Origin of the sequence: Vibrio marinisediminis (assembly GCF_014050145.1) — a bacterium.
GTDB lineage: Bacteria > Pseudomonadota > Gammaproteobacteria > Enterobacterales > Vibrionaceae > Vibrio > Vibrio marinisediminis.
In genome coordinates this window covers 174,652-197,714 of sequence record NZ_JACFYF010000007.1, presented here as the reverse complement: position 1 = coordinate 197,714, position 23,063 = coordinate 174,652, and the positions used below count along the sequence as shown (strand labels likewise).

21 protein-coding genes are annotated in these 23,063 nt (G+C 42.5%); 12 read left to right on the top strand and 9 right to left on the bottom strand.

The genetic code is table 11. The features are described from left to right. Entirely contained in the window at window positions 1–570 is a 570-nt protein-coding gene (locus H2O73_RS12960; RefSeq protein ID WP_182109279.1) for a YceI family protein, read from the bottom strand. Further along, window positions 567–1,106 carry a cytochrome b gene (locus tag H2O73_RS12955; RefSeq protein WP_182109278.1) on the bottom strand — a complete coding sequence of 180 codons (540 nt, stop codon included), beginning with the start codon at window positions 1,104–1,106 and terminating at the stop codon, window positions 567–569. Before H2O73_RS12955 ends, H2O73_RS12960 begins: the two co-directional genes overlap by 4 nt. A gap of 257 nt (window positions 1,107–1,363) precedes the next feature. Between H2O73_RS12955 and H2O73_RS12950 the strand changes: the two genes are divergently transcribed. The 3 genes from H2O73_RS12950 to dcuC all read left to right on the top strand — a co-directional run bounded on the left by H2O73_RS12950 (window position 1,364) and on the right by dcuC (window position 4,606). Beyond that, window positions 1,364–1,999 (top strand): hypothetical protein, encoded by a 636-nt coding sequence (locus H2O73_RS12950; RefSeq protein ID WP_182109277.1) that lies wholly within the window; start codon window positions 1,364–1,366, stop codon window positions 1,997–1,999. A 242-nt stretch (window positions 2,000–2,241) separates the two neighbouring features. Continuing rightward, window positions 2,242–3,057 (top strand): EAL domain-containing protein, encoded by an 816-nt coding sequence (locus tag H2O73_RS12945; protein ID WP_182109276.1) that lies wholly within the window; start codon window positions 2,242–2,244, stop codon window positions 3,055–3,057. 181 nt (window positions 3,058–3,238) lie between these two features. Then, window positions 3,239–4,606, top strand: coding sequence for an anaerobic C4-dicarboxylate transporter DcuC (gene dcuC / locus H2O73_RS12940; protein WP_182109275.1), 1,368 nt, complete (start codon window positions 3,239–3,241; stop codon window positions 4,604–4,606). A gap of 55 nt (window positions 4,607–4,661) precedes the next feature. Here the strand turns inward: dcuC and H2O73_RS12935 are convergent, their stop codons facing one another. Then, the gene (locus H2O73_RS12935) at window positions 4,662–6,581 is read right to left on the bottom strand and encodes a diguanylate cyclase domain-containing protein (RefSeq protein ID WP_182109274.1); all 1,920 of its coding nucleotides are present in this window, start codon (window positions 6,579–6,581) and stop codon (window positions 4,662–4,664) included. A 335-nt stretch (window positions 6,582–6,916) separates the two neighbouring features. On the opposite strand from H2O73_RS12935, the gene H2O73_RS12930 reads away from it, so the two are divergent. The 3 genes from H2O73_RS12930 to H2O73_RS12920 are packed head-to-tail and all read left to right on the top strand — an operon-like array spanning window position 6,917 to window position 9,301. Next, a complete protein-coding gene (locus H2O73_RS12930) occupies window positions 6,917–7,651 on the top strand; it encodes a 5-oxoprolinase subunit PxpA (protein WP_182109273.1) in 735 nt (244 codons plus the stop codon). 7 nt (window positions 7,652–7,658) lie between these two features. Continuing rightward, window positions 7,659–8,369, top strand: coding sequence for a 5-oxoprolinase subunit B family protein (locus tag H2O73_RS12925; protein ID WP_182109272.1), 711 nt, complete (start codon window positions 7,659–7,661; stop codon window positions 8,367–8,369). Beyond that, window positions 8,366–9,301, top strand: coding sequence for a 5-oxoprolinase subunit C family protein (locus H2O73_RS12920; RefSeq protein WP_182109271.1), 936 nt, complete (start codon window positions 8,366–8,368; stop codon window positions 9,299–9,301). The genes H2O73_RS12925 and H2O73_RS12920 overlap by 4 nt, the downstream gene beginning before the upstream one ends. Window positions 9,302–9,431: 130 nt before the next feature. Here H2O73_RS12920 and H2O73_RS12915 read toward each other — a convergent pair whose 3' ends face one another. From H2O73_RS12915 to H2O73_RS12905, 3 genes are all read right to left on the bottom strand, one after another. Then, a complete protein-coding gene (locus tag H2O73_RS12915) occupies window positions 9,432–10,868 on the bottom strand; it encodes an FAD-dependent oxidoreductase (RefSeq protein WP_182109270.1) in 1,437 nt (478 codons plus the stop codon). Window positions 10,869–11,155: 287 nt separating this feature from the next. Then, the gene (locus H2O73_RS12910; RefSeq protein ID WP_182109269.1) at window positions 11,156–13,594 is read right to left on the bottom strand and encodes an ABC transporter permease; all 2,439 of its coding nucleotides are present in this window, start codon (window positions 13,592–13,594) and stop codon (window positions 11,156–11,158) included. Continuing rightward, window positions 13,594–14,268, bottom strand: coding sequence for an ABC transporter ATP-binding protein (locus H2O73_RS12905; protein ID WP_182109268.1), 675 nt, complete (start codon window positions 14,266–14,268; stop codon window positions 13,594–13,596). Before H2O73_RS12905 ends, H2O73_RS12910 begins: the two co-directional genes overlap by 1 nt. Between H2O73_RS12905 and H2O73_RS12900 the strand changes: the two genes are divergently transcribed. The 4 genes from H2O73_RS12900 (at window position 14,267) to H2O73_RS12885 (ending at window position 19,989) form a co-directional block, all read left to right on the top strand. Continuing rightward, on the top strand, window positions 14,267–14,869 hold the full coding sequence (locus H2O73_RS12900; protein ID WP_182109267.1) for a GDSL-type esterase/lipase family protein: 603 nt from the start codon (window positions 14,267–14,269) through the stop codon (window positions 14,867–14,869). The two genes, H2O73_RS12905 and H2O73_RS12900, sit on opposite strands and share 2 nt — an antisense overlap. Before the next feature lie 74 nt (window positions 14,870–14,943). Next, on the top strand, window positions 14,944–16,143 hold the full coding sequence (fabV, locus tag H2O73_RS12895; protein WP_182109266.1) for an enoyl-ACP reductase FabV: 1,200 nt from the start codon (window positions 14,944–14,946) through the stop codon (window positions 16,141–16,143). Window positions 16,144–16,347: 204 nt separating this feature from the next. Continuing rightward, on the top strand, window positions 16,348–18,261 hold the full coding sequence (locus H2O73_RS12890; protein ID WP_182109265.1) for a sensor domain-containing phosphodiesterase: 1,914 nt from the start codon (window positions 16,348–16,350) through the stop codon (window positions 18,259–18,261). Window positions 18,262–18,333: 72 nt separating this feature from the next. Continuing rightward, on the top strand, window positions 18,334–19,989 hold the full coding sequence (locus tag H2O73_RS12885; protein ID WP_182109264.1) for an ABC-ATPase domain-containing protein: 1,656 nt from the start codon (window positions 18,334–18,336) through the stop codon (window positions 19,987–19,989). Between the two features lie 55 nt (window positions 19,990–20,044). Here the strand turns inward: H2O73_RS12885 and H2O73_RS12880 are convergent, their stop codons facing one another. Next, complete coding sequence (locus H2O73_RS12880) at window positions 20,045–20,665, bottom strand: DNA-J related domain-containing protein (protein WP_182109263.1); 621 nt, start codon at window positions 20,663–20,665, stop codon at window positions 20,045–20,047. 254 nt (window positions 20,666–20,919) lie between these two features. Here H2O73_RS12880 and H2O73_RS12875 point away from each other — a divergent pair, with 254 nt between their 5' ends. Next, window positions 20,920–21,537, top strand: coding sequence for a DUF2238 domain-containing protein (locus tag H2O73_RS12875; protein ID WP_182109262.1), 618 nt, complete (start codon window positions 20,920–20,922; stop codon window positions 21,535–21,537). On the opposite strand, the gene cutA is transcribed toward H2O73_RS12875, so the two are convergent. Further along, window positions 21,501–21,821, bottom strand: a complete 321-nt coding sequence (cutA, locus tag H2O73_RS12870) for a divalent-cation tolerance protein CutA (protein WP_182109261.1) — start codon at window positions 21,819–21,821, stop codon at window positions 21,501–21,503. The two genes, H2O73_RS12875 and cutA, sit on opposite strands and share 37 nt — an antisense overlap. A gap of 309 nt (window positions 21,822–22,130) precedes the next feature. Between cutA and H2O73_RS12865 the strand changes: the two genes are divergently transcribed. Continuing rightward, on the top strand, window positions 22,131–22,340 hold the full coding sequence (locus tag H2O73_RS12865; protein WP_220457582.1) for a hypothetical protein: 210 nt from the start codon (window positions 22,131–22,133) through the stop codon (window positions 22,338–22,340). Between the two features lie 23 nt (window positions 22,341–22,363). Here H2O73_RS12865 and H2O73_RS12860 read toward each other — a convergent pair whose 3' ends face one another. Continuing rightward, the gene (locus H2O73_RS12860; protein ID WP_182109260.1) at window positions 22,364–23,005 is read right to left on the bottom strand and encodes an HAD-IA family hydrolase; all 642 of its coding nucleotides are present in this window, start codon (window positions 23,003–23,005) and stop codon (window positions 22,364–22,366) included. Window positions 23,006–23,063: the final 58 nt, after the last annotated feature.

The window sequence follows — 23,063 nt, the reverse complement described above, 5'->3', positions numbered from 1 at the left end:
TTACTGTTTAATGCCTTCTACATGCAGTTCCATATCAACGTAACTTGAGTCACCCATAACTTGAATATTGTAGTCGGCTAACTCTAAGCGAGTTGTCCCGTAAAAACCCGCGCGTTCCCCGCCCCAAGGGTCTTGACCTTGACCAATGACTTTCGCGTTGATCGTAATCGGTTTGGTAACACCATGTAGGTTAAGCTCACCAACCAAATCAAAAGTGCCATTCCCTTTATCAATCACTTTATCGCTTGAAAACGTCGCCGTTGAATACTTGCTCGCATCAATAAAATCAGCGCTACGTATGTGCTTATCTCGTTCAGCATGATTTGAATCTAAGCTCGTCGTATCGACGTTAACGACAATTGACGAAGCTTCAATGTTACTTGGGTCATACGAAAACTGACCATCAAAGGTATTAAATCGACCTTGAATAAAACTATAACCTAAGTGACTAATTTTGAAGTTAATTGAGGCATGAGCCCCCTTAGTATCAATTACATAGTCCGCTGCGCTTGCACCCAATGGCAGTAGCATTGCCATTGTTAGTCCTGTTGCAAGTAACGTTTTTTTCATTTTGAAGCTCCTATCATTTTGCGTAGCGTATTGTCTTTATCGATAACATGATGTTTGATGGCAGCAAGGGCATGAATGGCGGCAAAAACGATCAATGCCCAAGCAGTATAAAAATGAATTTCACCAGATATGTCAGCCTGCCCTTCAAAAAGAGCACCAATACCAGGCACAGAGAATAGATTAAACACTTCAATCGAACGTCCATCTTCTGTCGATATTAAATATCCAGATACAAATAACATGATGAGTAACAGATACATTGCGGCATGCACAAATTTGGACGCTATTTTTTCTAGTGCACTTCCTTCGGTCTTTGGTGCCGCAGAGATATGGCGCCAGATAAAACGAAATAACGTCAATACAGCTAAAAGAATCCCTACCGATTTATGCCAATGAGGTGCGGTTCGGTACCATTCACTATAATAAGAGAGATCAACCATCCATAGACCAACGGCAAACATACCAATCACAACAACAGCCGATAGCCAGTGAATCGTTCTAGCCAATAGATTGTAGTTTTTAACCTCTTGTTTCATGCCCTATCCGTTCCATTTTCTACTGAATCATCAAATCTGTAACACTATTATTAACCAGACATCACAAGCTTAACATCTGTGCCATTTGATTGAGTTATTCAAATAATTTGAATAGCTTGTATATGTGACCTAACTTCAATCTCTGACATAAACTCAAAATGGGGGATGGGGAAAGTGCATTTTGTGCAACGAATTTAACATTGCGCATGTTAACCTGCTAACCGCAATTAATTAGTGCGCGTTATAGGAGAAAGGTTTTGCTAATGGATGTGCTCATTCAGAGCGTCAATGAGTTCCAAGCTGATTGTATGGCTTTGTGTGAAAAACACTACCCGACTATTCACAATAGGGGCATGAGCGAACACCACCTTTCTCTTGCATTTTCCCGACGCTTAGCTCGTACCTTAACCGAGTTCGGGCATGACTGTGTTTACGCGCCGATAGAAAGCTACCCTGCTGCCGAACAAGCCAGCCATTTTCGTGTCTCTTCAGATGCCGGTACCGTATGGATTCTTACCTCGCATCTGGTGAGTGCTGGCAGTACTTGTCGTAATAAAGTTTTTAAGACCATTCAAAATTGGCAAGCCGAATACGATTATGCAATTCAACCCAATGACCTGCTATTGTTGCTGTCAGATCATTGGATTACTCGTAGCAAACAAAGCCGAGAGTTGATTCATTGGTGGAGTGGTTTTTTACCCGATGATATTGAAACCTATCGCTCGCAAGGCGTTAGTTTATTTGAGAGCGAATCGCAACTTTCTCTTACTTTAGAGCAACGCTTCGCTATTTCACCCTATTACACAAAAGTCACTCATCCACTGAAAAGAGCATCCGATCAGCAACTGGTTCGGAAATACGTTCAACTTTATTCCGTCGTTCAATTGAGCTAATCGTCAACGGTTCTCATTTTAACTTAATGACAAGTGAGAACGACGCAAACGATACACGTCTGTTATGCAAAAAAACTGGCCATTAAGTTTAGAACTGACACTCATTTTATTGACAACTTTCATGTTTTAAATCAGTTTTCATCACTTTCTTCGTTGACAAAAAAATGTCATCGCCAATATTATGACCATGCAATTATTAGCGTAACGTTACGAGTTATTATCACTCTAAGGCTCACATAGAAATGCTCTTGTCTAGTCATGACCAACTACAACAATGTGTCTTCTTAACCGACGACAAACAGCATGTTGCTAAGTACAAAGAGCTTTGTTTGACCAGTGTCTACCAACCGATTTTTGACCGATACAGTCAAGCGATAGGTTTAGAAGCACTCGTTCGCATTTCTACCGATGACAATCAAATTATTCGCCCTGATCTTTTTTTTGGTTCCGACTTGGTTAGTTTGTCAGATAAAATTAATGTAGAACGACTAAGCCGTGTTATACATATTCGCAATTTTTCTCGCTCACCTTATCGTGACCTACACCTCTTCCTTAATGTTCTTCCATCCTCTGGTGAGTTTTATGCTTTTGAGGACATGAGAATTAATTTGCTATCAAAACGGTTAAACCAATTAAATTTAAGCGCTACGCAGTTAGTTATGGAAGTGGTTGAACTTGATGCTCGTAATGAACAGTGTTTGCAAAAAGCGATGCATCGGCTTTCAACCCGTGGATTCCAAATAGCGATAGACGACTATGGTATGCAGGCGTCGAATAGCAAACGGGTTGAACTGCTTAAACCAAATGTTATTAAAATTGACCGTTCTCTGTTGCTCGAATATATGGAAGGACGGTGTAAAGCGCTGCTCAATGGTATTGTTCTAGCACGTAAAATTGGCGCAAAGGTTGTCGTTGAAGGCATTGAAACAGAGCAACAATACCAAGCCATGTTGGCTCTCGACGTAGACTTATTCCAAGGCTACTACTTAGCAATACCAAAGCCACTAGAAATGGTTGAAATTACTACTCTCCACAACAGTAAGCGTTCAATAAACTGACTATCATCTAATTCAGTTGTTAGATATGGCGCAAACCACTATTTAATAAAAATAATTAACTTTATTGTTTTAGATCATGAGGAGCACATCTTCTGCTCGTGCTACAAAACATTTTTCGGTAGATTCTCCTTCACACTTTGACACAGTTTGTCATTTTTTTATTTATCTACAGAGGTTATTTATGCTGGAGCTTCTAATTGGATTAGTGGTCACCATTGCAGTGGGCTATTTTATTGTCAAGGGATACAAACCTGCCGGCGTCCTTCTATCCGCGGGTATTCTATTACTTATCCTAACCGGTGCCCTTGGTCATACCATTCTTCCAAGCAAGATTGCATCAACGGGCAACATGCTTACAGACTCGCTTGAGTATGTGAAATTCATGCTACAAAACCGTGGTGGCGGTTTAGGCATGCAAATTATGCTTTTATGTGGTTTTGCCGCTTATATGACTCATATTGGCGCAAACAATGTTGTGGTTAAACAATTCTCGAAGCCACTTTCGGTTATCAAATCACCATACGCGCTACTCGTCGCAGCGTATATCGTTGCCTGCCTAATGTCGTTAGCCGTAAGTTCAGCAACGGGACTTGGTGTTCTTTTGATGGCGACATTGTTCCCAATGATGACAGCCATGGGTATTTCTCGTCCTGCTGCGGTTGCTGTCTGTGCTTCCCCTGCTGCCATTATTCTGGCGCCAACTTCAGGCGACGTTGTTATCGCCGCTGAGAAGTCTGGAATGGCATTGGATGTCTTCGCGGTTCAAACCGTTCTTCCGGTTTCAATCGCAGCTATTGCTGTCATGTCGGTTGCAGCATACTTCTGGAATAAGTACTTAGATAAAAAAGAAAATACACCAATGGTGCGTATTGATGTATCTGAGATTGAAGTGAAAGCTCCCGCTTATTATTCAGTTCTACCGTTTCTTCCAATTATTGGCGTATTCCTATTCAACGGTCGTACATTGCCAGGCTTAGAACTTGATATCTATACCATCGTTGTACTATCCATTTTTACAGCAGCACTAGTTGACTATGCCAGCAAACGTTTTGATGGCAAAGCAACGCTGGAAGATCTTGAGTCTTGCTATGAAGGTATGGCGGATGCATTCAAAGGTGTGGTAATGCTATTGGTTGCTGCTGGTGTGTTTGCTCAAGGTTTGATGTCTATCGGTGCGATTGATAACCTACTTCACCTAGCTGAAACCGCAGGAGCTGGTGGCATTGCATTGATGTTGATCCTGACTGGCTTAACGGTAGCTGCTGCTATTGCAACGGGCTCAGGTAACGCTCCTTTCTACGCTTTCGTTGAACTAGCGCCTGCGCTAGCAGCGAAGATGGGGCTAAACCCAGCGTTCTTGATTATCCCAATGCTTCAAGCTTCAAACCTAGGTCGTACAATTTCACCCGTTTCAGGTGTTGTCGTTGCAACATCAGGTATGGGCAAAATCAGCCCATTCGAAGTTGTTAAACGTACTTCAGTTCCTGTGATTGGTGGTTTGATAACGGTCATCATCGGCACACTGGTACTGGTGCCTATGTACGTATAGTAGTAACCAAAGTATTAAACTAAACTTTATAGGGCGCAATCAATGCGCCCTATTTTTAGACTCTGTGTTTTTTCCCTTTCTTAGCGGCATACATCGCACTATCAGCCTGCTTTAACAACTGTTCTAAATCTGTCTCTCGCTCTGTTAAATAATGAACACCAATACTGACACCCACAGACATTGAATGACCCAAATAGCTCATTGGCAGACCAATTGTTTCGGTTAGCCGGAGTGCAAAGCTATCAACGCCTTGTTGACTGATCTGCCGAAGCATAATCACAAATTCATCACCAGCTAAGCGCGCGACACAATCATGCTCTTTCACCAGCGTTAACATACGCGTCGCAACTTGCTGTAAAACAAAGTCACCTGCATCGTGACCGTGACTATCATTGATCAGTTTAAACCCATCAAGATCGATGTAGAGAATAGCCATACCTTCGCGAATACTATTGGGTTCCGCTAAAGCGTTTGCTATTACGCAAGACAGCTTCATGCGATTAGCTAACCCTGTTAGAGCATCATGGTGTGCAAGGTGGTTTAGCCGCTCCATCTCTTTGATATTTGATAAATCAGTGAACGTATAGAAATAGTTAACTTTGTCGCTATCTCGAGAGCGAGCAATCCGACTTACCTTAGTAAACAATGGAATCGCTCGCCCGTCCCGGGAGACGTGGGTTATTTCCCCCTGCCAGAACCCATACCGAACCACAGATAACTCAATATTAGACGACATTTCATTCAACTGTTGCCCCATAAAAACTTGTTTTGAGGGGGTGCCGATGCATTTGTCCTTCTCTAAATCCAATAGTGTTGTCATTGCCTGATTAACCATTGAAATACGGTTATTCGAGTCAACAATCATCATCGCTTCTAAATTGTTTTCAAAGACTGAACTTGCGACACGATCACGCTCAATTGAGTGTTCAATTGCGGTAATGTTCTCAATGCAGACTAAGTAGCGGCTCAATTCCGGCAGTTTGCTACTACGGATATTAAGTATCTGCGTAGAATCAAATGTGATGCTTTTCGCTGACGTTAGTGACTGTAAAATGGTCTCAATTGTTAATTCACCCTTGGTGACGGTTGCGATATTGGCACTGAGCAACTCATCAGGTTGGGTGTTCAATAGATCTTCTGCTGGTTTGTTGTTGTGGACGATTTTTCCTTCGTTATCGACCACTAAAGTGGCGAAACGCACCGTGTCGAGCACTTGATCTGCAAAGCTTTTTTCCGCATCGAGTTTTCTTAGCGCGTACATCAAATGCGCTTCTTTAGCGTCCTGACGTTCAATCATCTGATTAAAAGAGTTAAACAGTTCCCCAATTTCATCTCGCTCCGTGCTTGCCTTTAACATATTGCGCTGGTGTCGATTGGTCACTTGTTGCATCACGGTCGACAATTGTGAAATAGGTTTCAACATTAAGCGGTTTAAGGTGAGGCAAAATACGACCCAAACAATCAAAAACGAAGCAACAAACAGTATCGATTGGTAGATTGCTTGCTGAATTAGTGGCGATAGGCTTGGTTTAGCCGCTCTAATCACGAGTACCGCATCGTGATGTTGCTCTAAGATCGCCGTTGTTACGATAAGCTCATTATCTGTTTGCCAAAAAGGAGCTTGAACCAACTGGTGCAGTTGTTCCTCATGCAACTTTATTTTCATGCCCTTAAGAGAAACGCGTAATTGTGCATCAGGCGAATAGATGGCTAGGTTGATAACTTCAGGAAGGAGGTCTAACCCAAGGTTTAATGCTTTCGGATCGAGATCCACCATAAGATAAGCGTGAGCTAGTTTATTGCCAACCGTCTTTAAATGCTCAACTTGCTGCTGTCTTTGCATATTAACCGACTGTTCGATTGAAAAGTACTGCCCCGAAACAAACAGTGTTACGACAACGAGAAGGACTGGAATGAGTACCTTTACACGAAGAGAAACTGACCAGAATCCACTTTGAAATAATTGTTTACTCATACGACTTAACTCTATACACCCGAGATTAACAACTCACTTTTGCCACTAAACCAATACACGTTGATAGTGCTACCAAACATTGCCACTAAATGAAGCTGAATGCACTTTAAGAGCGCATGAGTGCATTAATTAAAGCGGTAAGGTAATCACAGACCTAGCTTCTAAAGTTAAGTAGTGTATATAGCGCTGCTACGCAAAAATTGGGTCGTAACTTGGGCTAATCAGATTGTTGGAATACCATTAATGGTATTGGGGTAATGGTTTTGCTATCAAGTACTTATGTTGCTATCGTTTCCAATATGCGGCTCGTGTACGTTTAAGCAAAGGATTTATTGATGAGTAAACAAGTAATCACGTTAAATTGTGATATGGGTGAAAGCTATGGGCAGTGGGTGATGGGAAATGATTCCCAAGTGATGCCGCTGATCGATATGGCAAACGTGGCTTGTGGTTTTCATGCTTCTGATCCCAAAACTATGGCGAACACCATTAAGTTAGCCATTCAATACGATGTAAAAATTGGGGCTCATCCGAGTTACCCAGACCGACTTGGTTTTGGTCGTCGTACCATTGCTATGGATAGTGATGAATTAACTTATAGCTTGATTTATCAAGTTGGTGCATTAAAAGCAATGTGTGCCAGCTTCAATACCGAACTACATTACATCAAGCCCCACGGTGCGCTGTATAACGACATGCTGCAAGACCACTCTATCTTTGAATCTGTAGTGGATGCCGCGGCTTGTTTTTCTATCCCTTTAATGATGCTGGCTCACCCAGATAATCAACCTTTTCTGGATATCGCCGATCGCTATGAAGTTCCCCTATTGTTCGAAGCCTTTGCCGATCGCGCTTATATGAGTAATGGAATGTTAGCATCGAGAAGTCAAAATGGTGCCGTCTTAACCGATTCTGAAGCTGTGATTAACCAAGTTGAACAGATACTTCAGTATGGCAAATTGATGACGCTTGACGGTGAAGTGATTGAAATTGAGGCTGACACCATCTGTGTGCATGGGGACAACCCTCAAGCTTTGAAGATTCTAGAAGATTTACGGGCTATATTTTGAGGTGATAATGGACCAACAAATTACGATTTCTCCAGTATCAGAATGCGCATTGCTAGTCAGATTTAGCGCGAGTCTGCCACAAGATACGTTACGCTCTTTAATCGGCATCGCTACTGAGCAAATGTACACTCAACTAAGTCACTACATAATGAATATCACCCCTTCGGTGGATTCCATATTGGTCGACTACCTTCCTCACCGTATTGAATTTAACAAGCTGACCTCACGAATAGAGCAAATCATAACCAATATCGATGAGAACAGTATTGCATCGATACAATCTGATTTACTCGAGTTGCCGGTTTATTATCACCCTGACGTTGCACCTGATATTTCAAACTATCAAAATCAGGGGATTGAGTTAGCACAATTGATTGAACTTCACTGTCACCCTGTTTATACCGTCGTAGCTATTGGGTTTGCACCGGGGTTTGCATTTATGAAGGATGTTGATAAACGACTGCAGCTTCCTAGGCTATCAACACCACGGCTTAATGTACCAAAAGGTAGCGTGGCCATAGCGGAAGACTGTACGGCAATCTATCCCAATGCTTCGCCGGGTGGTTGGAACATCATTGGTAATTGCCCTTCCGAACTCTACCAACCCAATACTGAGCCAATGATCCCTTTCAAAATTGGTAGCAAAATAAAATTCTACCCGATTGATAAAGAGACATTCTTACGCTTGGGTGGCACAGTTGAGGGGGAATTTTCATGAGTAGTTCAATATTACAAGTGATCAAACCAGGTCCCTTAAGCCTAATTCAAGACTTAGGTCGTTTTGGTCTAGCGCAATACGGGATTACCCAAGGTGGACCTTTAGATGAGTACGCTTACAGTTGGGCTAACTTCCTACTGGGTAACCACGCAAACTTACCCTGCATTGAAATCACTCTCGGGCAAGCAGAATTCAAAGTAGGCGCAAAAAGTGCCTTTGCTGTGTGTGGCGGAGATTTAAGAGCGACGCTCGATGGACAACCCATTAGCAATTGGTCATCATTCGTGGCTGAAGCAGGTCAGGTTATTAAGTTTTCACTAGCTCAAAATGGTCTGCGTAGCTATCTAGCGGTGTTAGGCGGGTTTAAGGTCGAACCACAACTCGGTAGTTGTGCGAGTGTCGAGCGAGATCATCTTGGCGGCTTAACTAATGGTATGCCGCTGATAGAAGGTAACGGCTTAGAATACCAGCCCCTTTTAGAACAACACTATTTTGAACCGAAACAACTCAGCTTTCGTTTTCAACCAGACTATGATCTGCCGGTCACTCTTAGAGTAGTAGAAAGTTATCAGCGCGCCTTATTGCCTAGCCATCTTGTCGACTGGTTCTATCAAACAGAATTTAAAGTCAGTACCAATATCAATCGCATGGGGTATCGACTTCAAGCTTCACCAATTGAGATGCCAAACATCGAGATGCAAAGCGAAGGTATTGCGCTCGGTGCGATTCAATTGCCCCCCGATGGACAGCCGATAATTTTGCTTAATGATCGTCAGACTATTGGTGGTTATCCTAAAATTGGTTGCGTTTCTCGAGTTGACTTACCACGCTTGGCGCAAGCGAAGCCCGGTCAGATTGTCTGTTTTGTTAAAGGACAACTTGATGAGCTACAAAGCGATTGGGCAATGTGGGCAAATTACTTCGGTTATTAAGCCAACTTAACAGTAAAGAGGCTCGATTAAACTGCCAAGGTTCTGTTTAAGCTAGAGTGATACGGCATACAAAAAAGCCAGCTGCAATGCTGGCTTTTTCTATTCAATTCATAGCTTGGAAGCTATTTATCTAATAGCCGTACACTTCCGCTAACTCTTGAGGATAACCACGTTCTTTAGCCAGTTGCTTGGCACGCGTAACCACCTCTTCTTGCATTAATGCCACCGCATTGGGGTGTGTGACTTCAATTGAGTTGGTTAAGCGATCTGACAACTGCCATTTGGCACTGATTTTACGTACCGCTTCTAAGGCAGAAGATCCCTTTACGACCTCAATACGAGCATAGTGTTGAGCGGCAAAAGAGACATCGGCTGCGCGTAGTGTTTCATCATGACCGGGGATTTGTTGCGCGCCGTATAGCGGCGTACCAAATTCTTTGGCATTTTCATAGCTAGGAACAAAGCGGCTCATGTGCTCAATCGCTTTTTCGCTACGTTCAATACGCACGGAATCTGACCAACCAGCCATGATCTTGTTTTTTAAACGCGTTGGCAATTGCGGCTGCGATGACTCTTCATTGTTACTGACAAGTCCGCCATCAAACAAAGTGATGTTAGGAGTCATGCCGTGAAGTTGAAACACAGAATTGGTGTATGGCGTTAATTGGGCCATACCGTTCTCCGTTCCTCGCGGACCATGGAAAATCACTTCAGGCCATAATTGCTTATTTTGCCCCCACTTAGTAACGTAAGCGGCTTTGAATTCCACCATTCGTTTTCGTGGTGCATTGGCTAAATCATCAACAAATCCAGTTTCAAAACCACAAGCGTTAATCACATAGTCATAATCTCGGTGCGTGATCAGCCCTTCATTATCCAATTGCAATGACCATTGTTTGCCATCCCAATTCATGGCACTTAATCGTGTGTTGGTTTTTAGATTGCAGTTTGGCATTTTCTCAAGCACTAACATTGCTGATGCGGCTATTCTAAAGACACTCCAACCAAACTCATTCACCGCAACAACTGGATACTTTATGTTATCAAGATCAACATGTTGAGCAAAAGGAATCAACCAATCATCATAATCAACTGGATGAGTGTTTTGCTGCTTATCTTTCAATGCTTGAAGTTGTTCTCGGTGGTAGAGCTTAAAATAGTCTTCTGGGGCACCGAGCACCTCATTTCCTTGATCAGCATCGACTAAAGATTGATACACAGCTCGAATTTGCTCTAAACGAGGAATAAGGGACAATGGGTCTCCCCCATCACTATGAGGGACAACAATCAATGTTGGTCGACGATTTAGTGTATGAGGGTATAACCGCACAGATTCGATCGACTGTGTGAGTAAGTTGATGCACTGCTCAACCGATATTTCTCGATATAGGTTACCACCAGCATGCAAATGACAAATTGGCGGACCGCTTACTAGGCTGTTATTTTTCTCGATCAGATCAACGTGAACACCGATCTCTGCTAGGTGAAGCGCAGCGGTTGCGCCTGCGATCCCGCCACCGACAACAGCCACTTTAAGCTTCGAGGTTTGATCTATTTCTTGGGTCATTAGAGTTAGTAATTCATTATTTCTAGCGACATTTTAATGTCTTTGTACGATTAAGAAAATCACAATTTTTGCAAGGTGATTTGTGCTTTTTTTTATCACAAAAAAAACGAAAAAAAGCTTGACGCATTTTCAATAGATTAAGGAAAAGCTATCTGTGTGAATAATAACTTTGCTCAAAACGCGGTTTTTACTGGCTTAGCGCGTTTGAGCCATATTCACCTTGATAAGTTATCCCTAACTTTATCCACAACTTCTGTGGGTAACTGACTATTTTAACGTACACAATATCAGTTAAAGTCTTTATTTATAGGGACTAACAACCGTTTCATAAGGCTGTTCACAACTAAACCAAGTGTGCAAAAAGCAAGCAATGGCAACAAGATCCACAGTGGATAGTGCAGCCTTGGTTCTAAATCAAAACCGATACTCATGATCGCAGCGACGACCAACTCCGCGCCAATGATCGCGATTAAACCCGCGACCAGAGCCATCACTCCATACTCAGCCCAAATGGTGCGTATTACGCGTTTTTTACTTGCGCCTAATGTGCGATAAAGTTGTATCTCACTTTGCCTTTGTCCAAGGCTTAATCGTAACAATGTAAAAATTAGTATTGCCCCGGCAATAACACTTAATCCAGCAAGCAAGGTCACCGCCCAAACGATTTGCTTCACCAGCTCTTGGATTTTCGCGCCCATAACGCGAATATCCATCAAGCTTACCGTTGGGTGCTGCCTTGATAAGGCATTGAGTAATGGATCATCTTGTTCATCAACACGGAAACTCACCAAGTAAGTCGCCGGTATTTGCGCCAACACATCGGGTGAAAAGATAAAGTAGAAGTTTGGCTTCATATCTCGCCATTCAACTTCTCGTATTGAGTCAACAGTGGCAAAAACTTGCTGACTGTTGATGACAAAGCTAAGCCTATCACCAAGTTCTATTCCTAGGTCGGAAGCAACTTGCTGTTCAACAGAAACACTGCCCTTTTGTTGCCACTCACCTTGAAGTATTTGATTATGCGTAGGTGCTTGGTCAGAAAATGTAAAATTAATCTCTCTTCTCAAAGAGTCGTTGTCATTGCCTCCATTTGAATACACCTTGGCGTCTTCACCATTAATGGTTGAGATACGCCCTCGTATTATGGGATAAGCAAATGAGCGTTCAATACCACTCTCATCCAACGCCGCTAAATATGCCTCTTTTTCGTAAGGTGCAATGTTGAGTGCAAATGCGTTTGGCGCATCCTCTGGGAGTGTTCTCTGCCAATCAGAGAGTAAATCCGTACGTACCAACCACATAACGGCTAACAGCATCAAAGATAATGCTAATGCACCGAATTGAACCCCTGTTGCAAGCAGTGAGCGGTTGATGCGGCTCAAAGCCAATTTAAATTCAGTATTGAGCGGTAACTTTGCCAGTGAGTGTGTTGCGAGTATGCTCACTAAGCCCAATACCACAAATAGCGCTATCATTCCGCCAATGACCATCCATACCAACAAGTTGTCGCTGTAAACCAACAACATTGGTACCACAGGAACCGCAATCAATGCATAGCTCCAGCGATTCGCTGGTGTCACTTGAGGTTGCATTACATTCACGGCGTTAATACGTAATAAGTGGATAAACGGGATACCCAGTGCCGGAATGGTAATGAGTACACTGGTTGAAATGGCCACCAACAACGGCATAAATCCGTACTCAGGCAATGGGGTTGGCAACAAATCTACCAAGGGTATACGTAATAAAAATTCTAAACCAACGCCAAGCAGTGATCCGATTACCGAAGCCCACAACAGCAAAATAGCCACTTGAATACTCAGCCAGCGGACTAACCAGTTCTTTCTTGCGCCTAAGCTTTTCAGCATCGCGATGGTTTTCTGCCGAGTCGCAACATAATGCTGGCAGGTAAGAACCAAGGTAGTCGCCGCCATGATAACGACTATCGCAACGGTCAATGACAAATATTGTTGCGTGCGCTGAAACATCTCGTTAGTGCGACTTGCGCTATTTTGATCACGCCAAGAATCGCTAGGTGTCAGCTCAATACCCGTCTTAAGCGCTTCAATCTGTTGCGATTTGCCGTTTAGGTATAGGTTATACCGCACTCGGCTTCCAAGCTGAATGGCACCAGTTTTTTCGAGATCAGACTGATGTATATAAGCTGAGGGCATTTGCTGAAAGGGATTAAAGCTCAGACCGGGCTCTTCCACTATTCGACCTGATACGACAAAGTCGGCATCACCAACAGTGACAACGTCACCCTCAACAACATTTAACTGGCTAAATAATCTTTCATCTAGCCACAGTTGCGACGGTGATAACTTATTTTCAGGGCGCCCTAATTGGCTCAGTTTCAATTCACCTTGCAACGGATAATTGCTTGGCACAGCTTTTACTGTGATCAATTTCATTGATGAGTCACTAAAAGCCATCGTTGCAAAACGAACTAAGCTTGAACTCTCAATTTTCTGTTGCTCAACTTGAGCCAGTAATTGTGGTGGGATTGGATTAGAAGATGAATAAACACTATCCGCGGTCAGCGCTTCTTTTCCCTGCTTTACAATCACTTGCTCCATGCGTTCTGTCAGTGCAGTAAGTGCGAATATCGAAGCAATGATCAACGTAAGCGCAACAGAGACGGGCCATAGTTGACCATGACGAATTTCTCGAATACTCCACTTGTAAAGGTATCGATTCAATTTAGGCTGGGGAGAGTGTTCCATTATTGATCCTCCAATTGCCCTGCTTGAATCGTCAATGTGCGATCACATTTTGCAGCCAGAGACATATCATGTGTGACTAACACAAGTGTTGTGCCGTATTTTTTGTTGAGTTCAAACAGCTGTTCAATCACTTTAGCCGCGGTTTTTTGGTCTAAATTACCGGTTGGTTCGTCGGCAAATAGAATCTTAGGCTCGATCATAAAAGCGCGAGCTAAAGCAACTCGCTGCTGCTCACCTCCGGATAACTGGGCTGGCGAATGGTTAATTCGGTGACCTAACCCAACAGATTCTAATAACTCTGTCGCTCGTTGTTTATTTTCCGGCTCGCCTTTTAACAAACAGGGCAATGTTACATTGTCTAACGCAGACAAGCTGGGAATAAGCAGAAAGCTTTGAAACACGAATCCAACCGACTCGCTTCGTATCACCGCTCTTGCTTCATCATCGAGTTGTGACAACGAATTGCCCAATAATTCTACCTCGCCTTCGCTTGGCGTATCTAAGCCAGCGAGTAGCGTCATTAAGGTCGATTTTCCCGCACCAGAAGTTCCGACTATCGCAACACTTTCTCCTTTATTAATCTCAAGATTGATGTTTTTTAAGATTGTTAAATTTTCTTGATTAGTGGAAACTGTCTTATGTAGAGACGTTGCCTTAATTACGGATGTTTGCATGTTACGACTTCTTCCCTTACTTCTTGCTTGTATTGTTATTAATCCTGTCGGAGCAACAACATTACTCGTCCTCGGTGATAGCTTAAGTGCAGGCTATCAAATGCCTATTGAAAAAGCTTGGCCTAGTTTATTGCCAAATGTAATGGCAGAGAAAGGCAAGCCGATGAATGTTGTCAATGGCAGTATTTCAGGAGACACCACCGGCAATGGATTAGCTCGTTTACCTGACCTACTAACACAACACACTCCTGATATTGTACTTATCGAGCTTGGGGCAAATGATGGCTTACGGGGCTTCCCACCAAACTTGGTTGAAAGTAACCTCACACTAATCATAAATCAGGTTAAAGAGGCTAATGCCACGCCATTACTTATGCAAATACACGTATTACCCAATTATGGTAAGCGCTATACGCAAGCTTTCTCTGATTTATACCCTAGAGTAGCCAAAGTACACCAAATTCCACTACTTCCCTTTATGTTGGAACCTATTTTGCGTGATCACCCTCAATGGATTATGAATGACGGCTTGCACCCAAAACCAGACGCACAAACTTGGATAGCAGAGTTTGTTTCTACACAGTTAATAAATCACCTCTAGTTGCTACAGCTCAATAAAATTTACCAAGCTTTACGTTAACTTAGGTTTTTGAGCTGTTGGTTTTGGAGTAAACAATGATAATTAAACCAGAAATTTCAGGCGTGATTGCACGGAGTGCACATCCACTTGGTTGTGAAAATGCAATCCTTCAACAAATTGAATACGTTAAAAATTCAGACCAGATCAGGCAAGGTCCTAAGCGTGTTCTCATTGTTGGTGCATCCTCTGGTTTTGGTTTGGCTGCTCGAATAGCGCTCACTTTTGGTGGTGCACAAGCCGATACAATTGGTGTTTCATTTGAGCATGGTCCTTCTGAAAAAGGGGTTGGCAGTGCTGGATTCTATAATGACCTCTATTTTAAAAAACACGCTGAATTGGCAGGGCGTCATGCGATCAACATTCAGGCTGACGCCTTCTCTGCTCAGACCAAACAAGATGTGATTGAAGCAATCGAAACCTATTTCGAAGGTGAAGTTGATCTTGTTATTTATAGTGTTGCCAGTGGTGTTCGCCCGAACTATCAAACCGGTGAGCGATGGCGCTCAGCAATCAAACCTATCGGGGAGTCCGTTAGCGGTGCATCAATCTCCTTAGAAAAGGATCAATGGATAGAAAGTGTGTTGGAACCAGCCTCTGACGATGAAATTGAAGGCACGCTAAAAGTGATGGGAGGCGACGACTGGGAGGCATGGATTGACGCTCTCATTAATGCTGAATCAATAGCTAAAGGCTGCAAAACTGTCGCATTTTCGTATATTGGTCCTGAACTAACCCACCCGATCTACCTTGATGGTACGTTAGGTCGTGCAAAAGTCGATTTACATCAAACCAGTCATTCACTCAACTTAAAACTCGCTAATTTCAATGGCGGCGCTTACGCCAGTGTTTGCAAAGCGCTAGTCACGAAAGCGAGCGTATTCATCCCTGGGTTGACCCCTTATTTAATGGCGCTATATCGTGTTATGAAAGAACAAGGTACCCACGAGGGATGCATTGAACAAATGCAACGCCTGTTCTCAACCAAGTTATATGGCGTGACAAAAGTCCCTGTGGATGGTGAGCGACTGATTCGTGTCGACGACCTTGAATTGGATCCTGATACCCAACTTAAAGTGAGCCAATTAATAGCGACGATGAACGCTGACAATTTTTCCACTGTTGGCGATTATGAAGGCTTAAAGCGTGAGTTCATGCAGTTGAACGGATTTGATTTTGACAATATTGATTACAATGCCGACATAGAGCTTGATCAGTTAATCAAATCTCTTAGTTAACAAGGTTCAAACCACAAGGCTCACAAAGAGCCTTCACTTGTCTTTATTTTGAGATATTACGTGACTACTACCAGCCTCTTGCAACTATCGGAGGCTGGTTTTGTTAGAGTGACATACAATCAATCAAGGGAAATTCAGTCTATTATGTAAATAGGAGCATGGACAGCTCTCTTTTGGCTTTAGCCACAAAGGACTACATTTATAATGTCTAAAATTAATACTAGTGATTTAAAGGTTCCACAAGCAATGAGTGATAATTGGCAACGTATCGTCAATTTAATCGCCGAGCTAATACCCGTACCTGCGGTATTGATAATGCGTGTCCATCGCCATTCAATTGAAGTGTTTTCTTGTAATAACAATTGCCATCATCCCTATCAAATCGGTTCAAACGAATTATTGGGGCAAGGATTGTATTGTGAGTATGTTATTAGCCAACAAAAGCAACTCACGGTCGCAAATTCACTCGAAGACCCTGCTTGGAGTAATAATCCAGATATTGAGTTAGGGATGATCTCCTATTGTGGTTTTCCGGTTAATTGGCCAAACGGCGAACCATTCGGTACCATTTGCGCGCTCGATTCCAAACCACACCACATTTCGAACACCGCCACGCAGTTACTTGAAAGCTACAAAGATTCCGTAGAGGCCCAACTGGCAACTCTCTATCAAAACGAACAGTTGAAGTTACTTAACTTTGAGTTGCAATCTCGCGTGAATACGCGCACTCAAGACTTAGTTGACCTGAATTTTTCTCTTAATCAAGAGATAGATAAGCGACGAGCTGCCGAGCAAAAAGTGCTTTATCATCAACGGCACGATCTTGGAACAGGCTTCCTCAACCGAAATTCACTGGAATTCGAAACCTCTCGAGCTGTCGCCATAGCGCAAGACCATCAAAAATTCGATGTATCAGCGATTCATATTGGCTTTAGTAATGGCAAGCTAATTCAAAGTAAATATGGCTTTGCTGTTTGGGAAGCGATCTTAGTCCAGTTAAGAGAAAAGTTAGGTTATCTCTCGCGTTATCATTTACACACCGCCCGACCCACCTCAACCGAGTTGGTGTTTTTAATGGAGTCACATAACTTAAGCGAAGACCTTGAACAATTTTGCTTACAACTGGTTGAAGTCAGCCACAGTGAATTTGAAGTAGAAGGTGAATCTCTTCATTTACATAGCTATGTAGGCATTAGCAGTACTGGTGACGCCTCCTCAGGCTCACAATTACTACAACATGCCTCAGAAGCAATGCGCTCATGTAAAGATTCCGGTCACAAACTCATCCACTACTCTAAAGCGATTTCACTGGTACAAAAAGATCTTAATCACCTAGAAAGTTACTTACTTCAAGCCGTTCGTAACGACGATTTACTACTCTATTTCCAACCTAAAGTGTCGCCTGAAACCCACCGATGGACTGGGGCAGAAGCACTTCTTCGATGGCGGCACCCCGTTTTAGGTGATATTTCAAACGAGGCGCTGATTAAGATGGCTGAAAAAAATGGACTTATTTTCGAAGTTGGCAATTTCGTTTTACGTTCAGCAATCGCAAAAGCCTCTGAATGGTCAGCCAAACTACAAGACTTCAAAATTGCAGTGAACATTTCAGCGGTTCAGCTCAAAAACATCCACTTTGCAGAACAAATCGAAGATCTTCTAACCGCTTACCAATTACCTGCAGAGTATCTAGAACTCGAAGTAACAGAAAGTACACTCATCGCCGATGAACAGGTAGCCCACAACACATTGCTAGCATTGCATCGCCTAGGAGTTACACTGTCACTGGACGACTTTGGCACTGGCTACTCATCTTTCGACTATTTGAAAAAATTCCCATTTGATGCGATCAAGGTTGATAAAAGCTTTATCAAACAACTCGACAGTAATGAGCATGATAAGGCGATTGTGCAGTCGATTATCAAAATTGCCAAGAAACTCAACCTCACCATCACTGTTGAGGGTATTGAAACCAAAAAACACGAAGAGTTCATTATTAGCGAAGGCTGTGAATATGGACAGGGCTTTTACTATGGAAAACCGATGCCCTGTGATGAGTTTGAGCTCTGTTTACTCAATAAACACTACCCAGAAAGTGCAAATCAGTCCTTTCAGTAGCTTAATCCTTTACTCCTAGGCGTGTGATTTTTATAATCGCCGCCTTATTTACCTTCCAATTGTGAGTTCACTATGGATCAATTGATCGCAACTCTGAAAAAAATCGAAAAACAGAATTATCGCGCCTATCAACAAATTAAAGGCTGCTACGACTTTACTGACTACAAACTGTTTGTCGATTACGTGCAAGGCGACCCTTTTGCGTCGGCTTCGAGATTGCGCGCAATCCGTCCTTGGTCTCTTACTGGGCTAGAATGGCTGAAAGAACAATCACCCGCTTATCAAATTGCCGCACGTGATTATATTGCACGTAAGTTTGCAGAGTTTGCTAAGCAAGAAACTCACATTAGTATTGCGCTTTCAGGACAAACTGTACTGGATTCAACCTCAGTCGTGTTTACTGAAGAAGGTATTGAATTACGTTTTCGAGCGAACCTTCCTGCTGAAGGGCGTTCGGTACTAGGTAAAAAGACCATCAACATCCTGACGTTCCATTTACCTAAATTTATTCGTCGTGCAACGATTGAAAGAGAGATTGACCGTGAAGCATTGGAACATCATTGCCAAATCATTGAAGACCAAGATGCAATGAGAGCCCAATTGGAAGATCGTAATCTCGTTGCCTTTATTGGTGATGGTTCGATTCTTCCTCGTTTTGCTGGTAACTGTGATCTACCAATGAAAGAAGCTGTTGCGTTTATTGCACCCGACTCTCTTGCGGTAACACTAACCACACCAAACCAAGGTGAGTTGAGAGGTCTAGGCTTACCAAAAGGTATTAGTTTGATCGTTGGTGGTGGCTTTCATGGTAAGTCGACTTTATTAACGGCTATTGAACGCTCTATCTACAACCACATCCCTGGTGATGGTCGCGAACGTATTGTAACCAACATCAATAGTATGAAAATTCGCGCCGAAGATGGACGATGTGTCCACAACCTAAACTTGTCGAATTACATTAACCACCTGCCTATGGGCAAAGACACTGGCGATTTTTCAACTCAAGATGCTTCAGGCTCAACATCTCAAGCCGCTTGGTTACAAGAATCAATTGAAAGCGGTGCTCAAAACTTGTTGATTGATGAAGATACATCAGCGACGAATTTTATGATCCGTGATGAGCGTATGCAGGCACTTGTAAGTAAAGGAGATGAACCTATCACACCATTAGTTGACCGAATCGGTCAGTTACGTGATGAAATGGGCATTTCCACCATCGTCGTAATGGGTGGTTCTGGTGACTACCTCGATGTCGCGGATACCGTGATTCAGATGCACGACTACCAAGCGGTAGATGTTACAGAAAAAGCACAGCAAGTGATTGCTCAACATCCGACGCAACGCTCAAACGAAAGTGAATCGCCGCTGGCTACGTTTAGACCACGCAGTTTAAACCGCGCGGCGTTACAAGCGATTCTAACAGAAGGTAAGTTCCGCGTTGCGGCAAAAGGCACTGACTCACTGCGTTTCGGTAAAGAGTTTGCTGATCTATCTGCGTTAGAGCAACTTGAATCTAGCTGTGAAGTGAATGCAATTGGTTGGGTTTGGTTCCAACTTGCTCAATTACCGGGTTGGTCTAACAATCCACCAAAAGACATTGCACAAATGCTCGAGGGGGATTGGCACGGCGCAATGCCAAGCCAAGGCGATTTAGCAAAACCTCGCGTACTGGATGTAATGGCGGCATTAAACCGCATGAGAAAATCTCAGTTCAAGAAATCAAACTAGTGAAAAAGCGCCCATGGGCGCTTTTTTTAATCCGGTGATGCTCTAATAGGTAGAGTTAAGCTCGAAGGACATTCCACGCTTCACAAACCAATCTAAAATGATCACTATTGCCAGTTTCCCTATCGGGATGCCATTTTAAAGCGAGCTTTCTCCAGCGTTTACGAACTTCATTGTCGCTCGCGCCTTCATTCAACTCAAAAACTCTTAAGGCTTTGGAACGCGTAATGTCCCCTACTTGCAATTTATCACTGCCAACATAATCTCGGTAACGGGTCCAAAACTCATCGAGCAAGCGACGGATCTCGCCATGCTCTGCTTCATAGTTTGACCAATCAGTATAGTAGTCTCGCAGTGGGTCTTGAGAGTCAATATCAAACGCTAGATTGCTATTTCTGTTGCTCAGCAACGCAATGTTCATTGATTCAACTTGAACATAGTGATCTGGGTATAGGGTTTCTTGTAGCTGATAAAGCGCGTTCATCAGTAAAAAATTGCGCTTAAACAAGTCTTTCTCGGGGCTACTATCGAGTTGAGGCATGAGATGCAAATCAATAAGTTCACTAGCTAACGTATGGACTTTCCAGCCCTTAGCTTGCTTTCGAAGTACCTCTAAAATAGGCCACACAAGCGGATTCTCGATTTCATTAGCATAAGCAATGTTGCACTGTTGTGGCATATCTTTCAGTTCATCAAATAGTTACTACTGTTTAGTCTAGCTTACTCAGTTTACTTTTAAACATACAACACAAATTGACCAGCTTAGAATTGTCTTTTGAACGAACCCCTCAGTTTTCCGCTAAGATATGGATTTAGGTTGATTCAGCATATTTCCTGATTATCACGCACAACAATAAAACAGCGTACAATTATAATTGCACACTGTTTTATTGTCGCGTATGATTAGCCTATCTTTAACGAAGGAACGAAATTATGCACACCAAGAATAACACCAAGACCCTGATGTTGTTGTCAGCCCTCTATTCAATCGTGTTTGTATTTGCGGCGATCTCGCCAACTTCTCGGGCGGTATGGGTAGCAGAAATCCTTCCCGTCGTTGGCGTATTAGGTATTATTTGGTGGGTATCTAGAAGCTTTGCTTTTTCCAAGACCTCTTATGTATTAATGTTTGTCTGGATTGTGATGCACACAATCGGCTCCAAATACACATTTGCAAACGTACCGTTTGATTGGTTTAACGAGCTAATAGGCTCACAGGATCGAAACCATTTTGACCGCGTCGCCCATTTTTCTATTGGGTTTTATGCATATCCAATTGCTGAATACTTATTAAAAAGACATGCGGTTAAGCCTGCAATCGCTATGTTATTTGGACTGTTTGCTATTATGTCCCTAGCTGCGGGTTACGAAATCATCGAATGGTGGTACGCCGAGATAGCTGGCGGTGAAGAAGGCATCGCCTTTTTAGGATCGCAAGGCGATATTTGGGATGCTCAGAAAGATATGCTAATGGATACTCTTGGTGCGATTTCTTCACTATTTTTACTCAGCGTTCAACGACGAGTATTTTCATCAAGCCATGCTAAATAAGGGTTATAGCCTTCGCTAAACGGTAATTGAACGACTTGGGGAACCTCATAATTGTGTATTTTAACAATGAGGTTCTCTAACTCTTGATAGCAATCCGTTGTTGTCTTTATAACCAGCAATATCTCAATATCGTTACAGACCTTGCCTTGCCACATATAATGGCTTTCAATTGGCATCGTCTGTATACACGCAGCTAATTGATTAGATAAGATGCCGCTAACAAGCGCTTGCTTGTTTTCTTCACAATTAGTCGTCGTTAGCACGACACAATAAGATTCTTTCATTGGCGACTCATAATATTTTTAAAACCAGACGAAACAAGATTTGGAACCGGTAACTGATTAATGTGTTTAATGTTAGTAAATTTTGCACAAAATTCACTTAACACGTCATTATTAGTGATAGCATCAGCTAAATAACAAGCGATTTTTGAGTTCACTCTCAGAGTGAGCTTAAGCAGTACAAATTATTCACCAATATCGCCTTTTATTGAACTACACTATACGCATTACAAATTAGAAACAAAAATTAAACTAATTAATAAAATTTATAAATATAAAATAATAACTAGTTCCTTTGCTGCAGGAGATAACGTGAAAGATAATAAACTAAGCCCTATTGAAAATGTGGATCACTGCCCACTTTGTAATTGCGACGAATTTCTAATTTCTAACTCAGGCTCACTACTTTGCGCTGGTTGCGGTTCGTTATTTGAAGATGTTCAGCAAATTGTAGCAACAGAAACACTACATCCTGCTTCTATCGCCCCGATCACGATTACGCAATCGATGCTATCCCATTGATAAATAAAGCCCCGTTAGGGGCTTTATACTAATTCTTCTATCTGACCTAATTTCGATATTTTACCAACAATACCAGGAAACGTTTGTTTGCTGATCCCTTCTAATTGTATGGTTCGTATTCCAGCCCGGACTCCAGCTTCTAAACCTTTCGCAGTATCATCAACATAAAGACACTCTTCGGGGCGATAACCCATGCTCATTGCCGTGTACAATATTGAATCAGGTTCCGGCTTCCAGCTATTTGTATCGAATGCGGAATAAACTTTTCCTGAAAAATAAGGCAAGAGGCCGGTTAATTCGAGAGCGTGCTCAATTTTATCTCTTGGACCATTTGATACGACACAAAAATCTATTTCTTTCTGCTCCAAGAATTCGAGCAAATTTTTTGCACCGTTCATTGGTTTTAGCTCAGATTCAAAAAGCGTCTTCAGTGTTGTGCGATAAAGTGGCTCTAATACATCTAAAGATATGTTCAAACCCAAACGTTCTCGAGTATCACTTAAAATATCTGCTAGCTTGCCCCCAACAAAGTGCCGCATAGCTTGCTCTACCGTTAATTGAGCGCCAAAACTATTAAATACTGAAGACAACGCACGACAACACAAAATTTCACTATCAACAAGAGTACCTTCGCAATCGAAGATAACGCATAGGGTTTTATTCATTCGAACAACCTCTACTAATTATTTTCCCTTCCTAAATATTAAATAAATTTTGCATTTC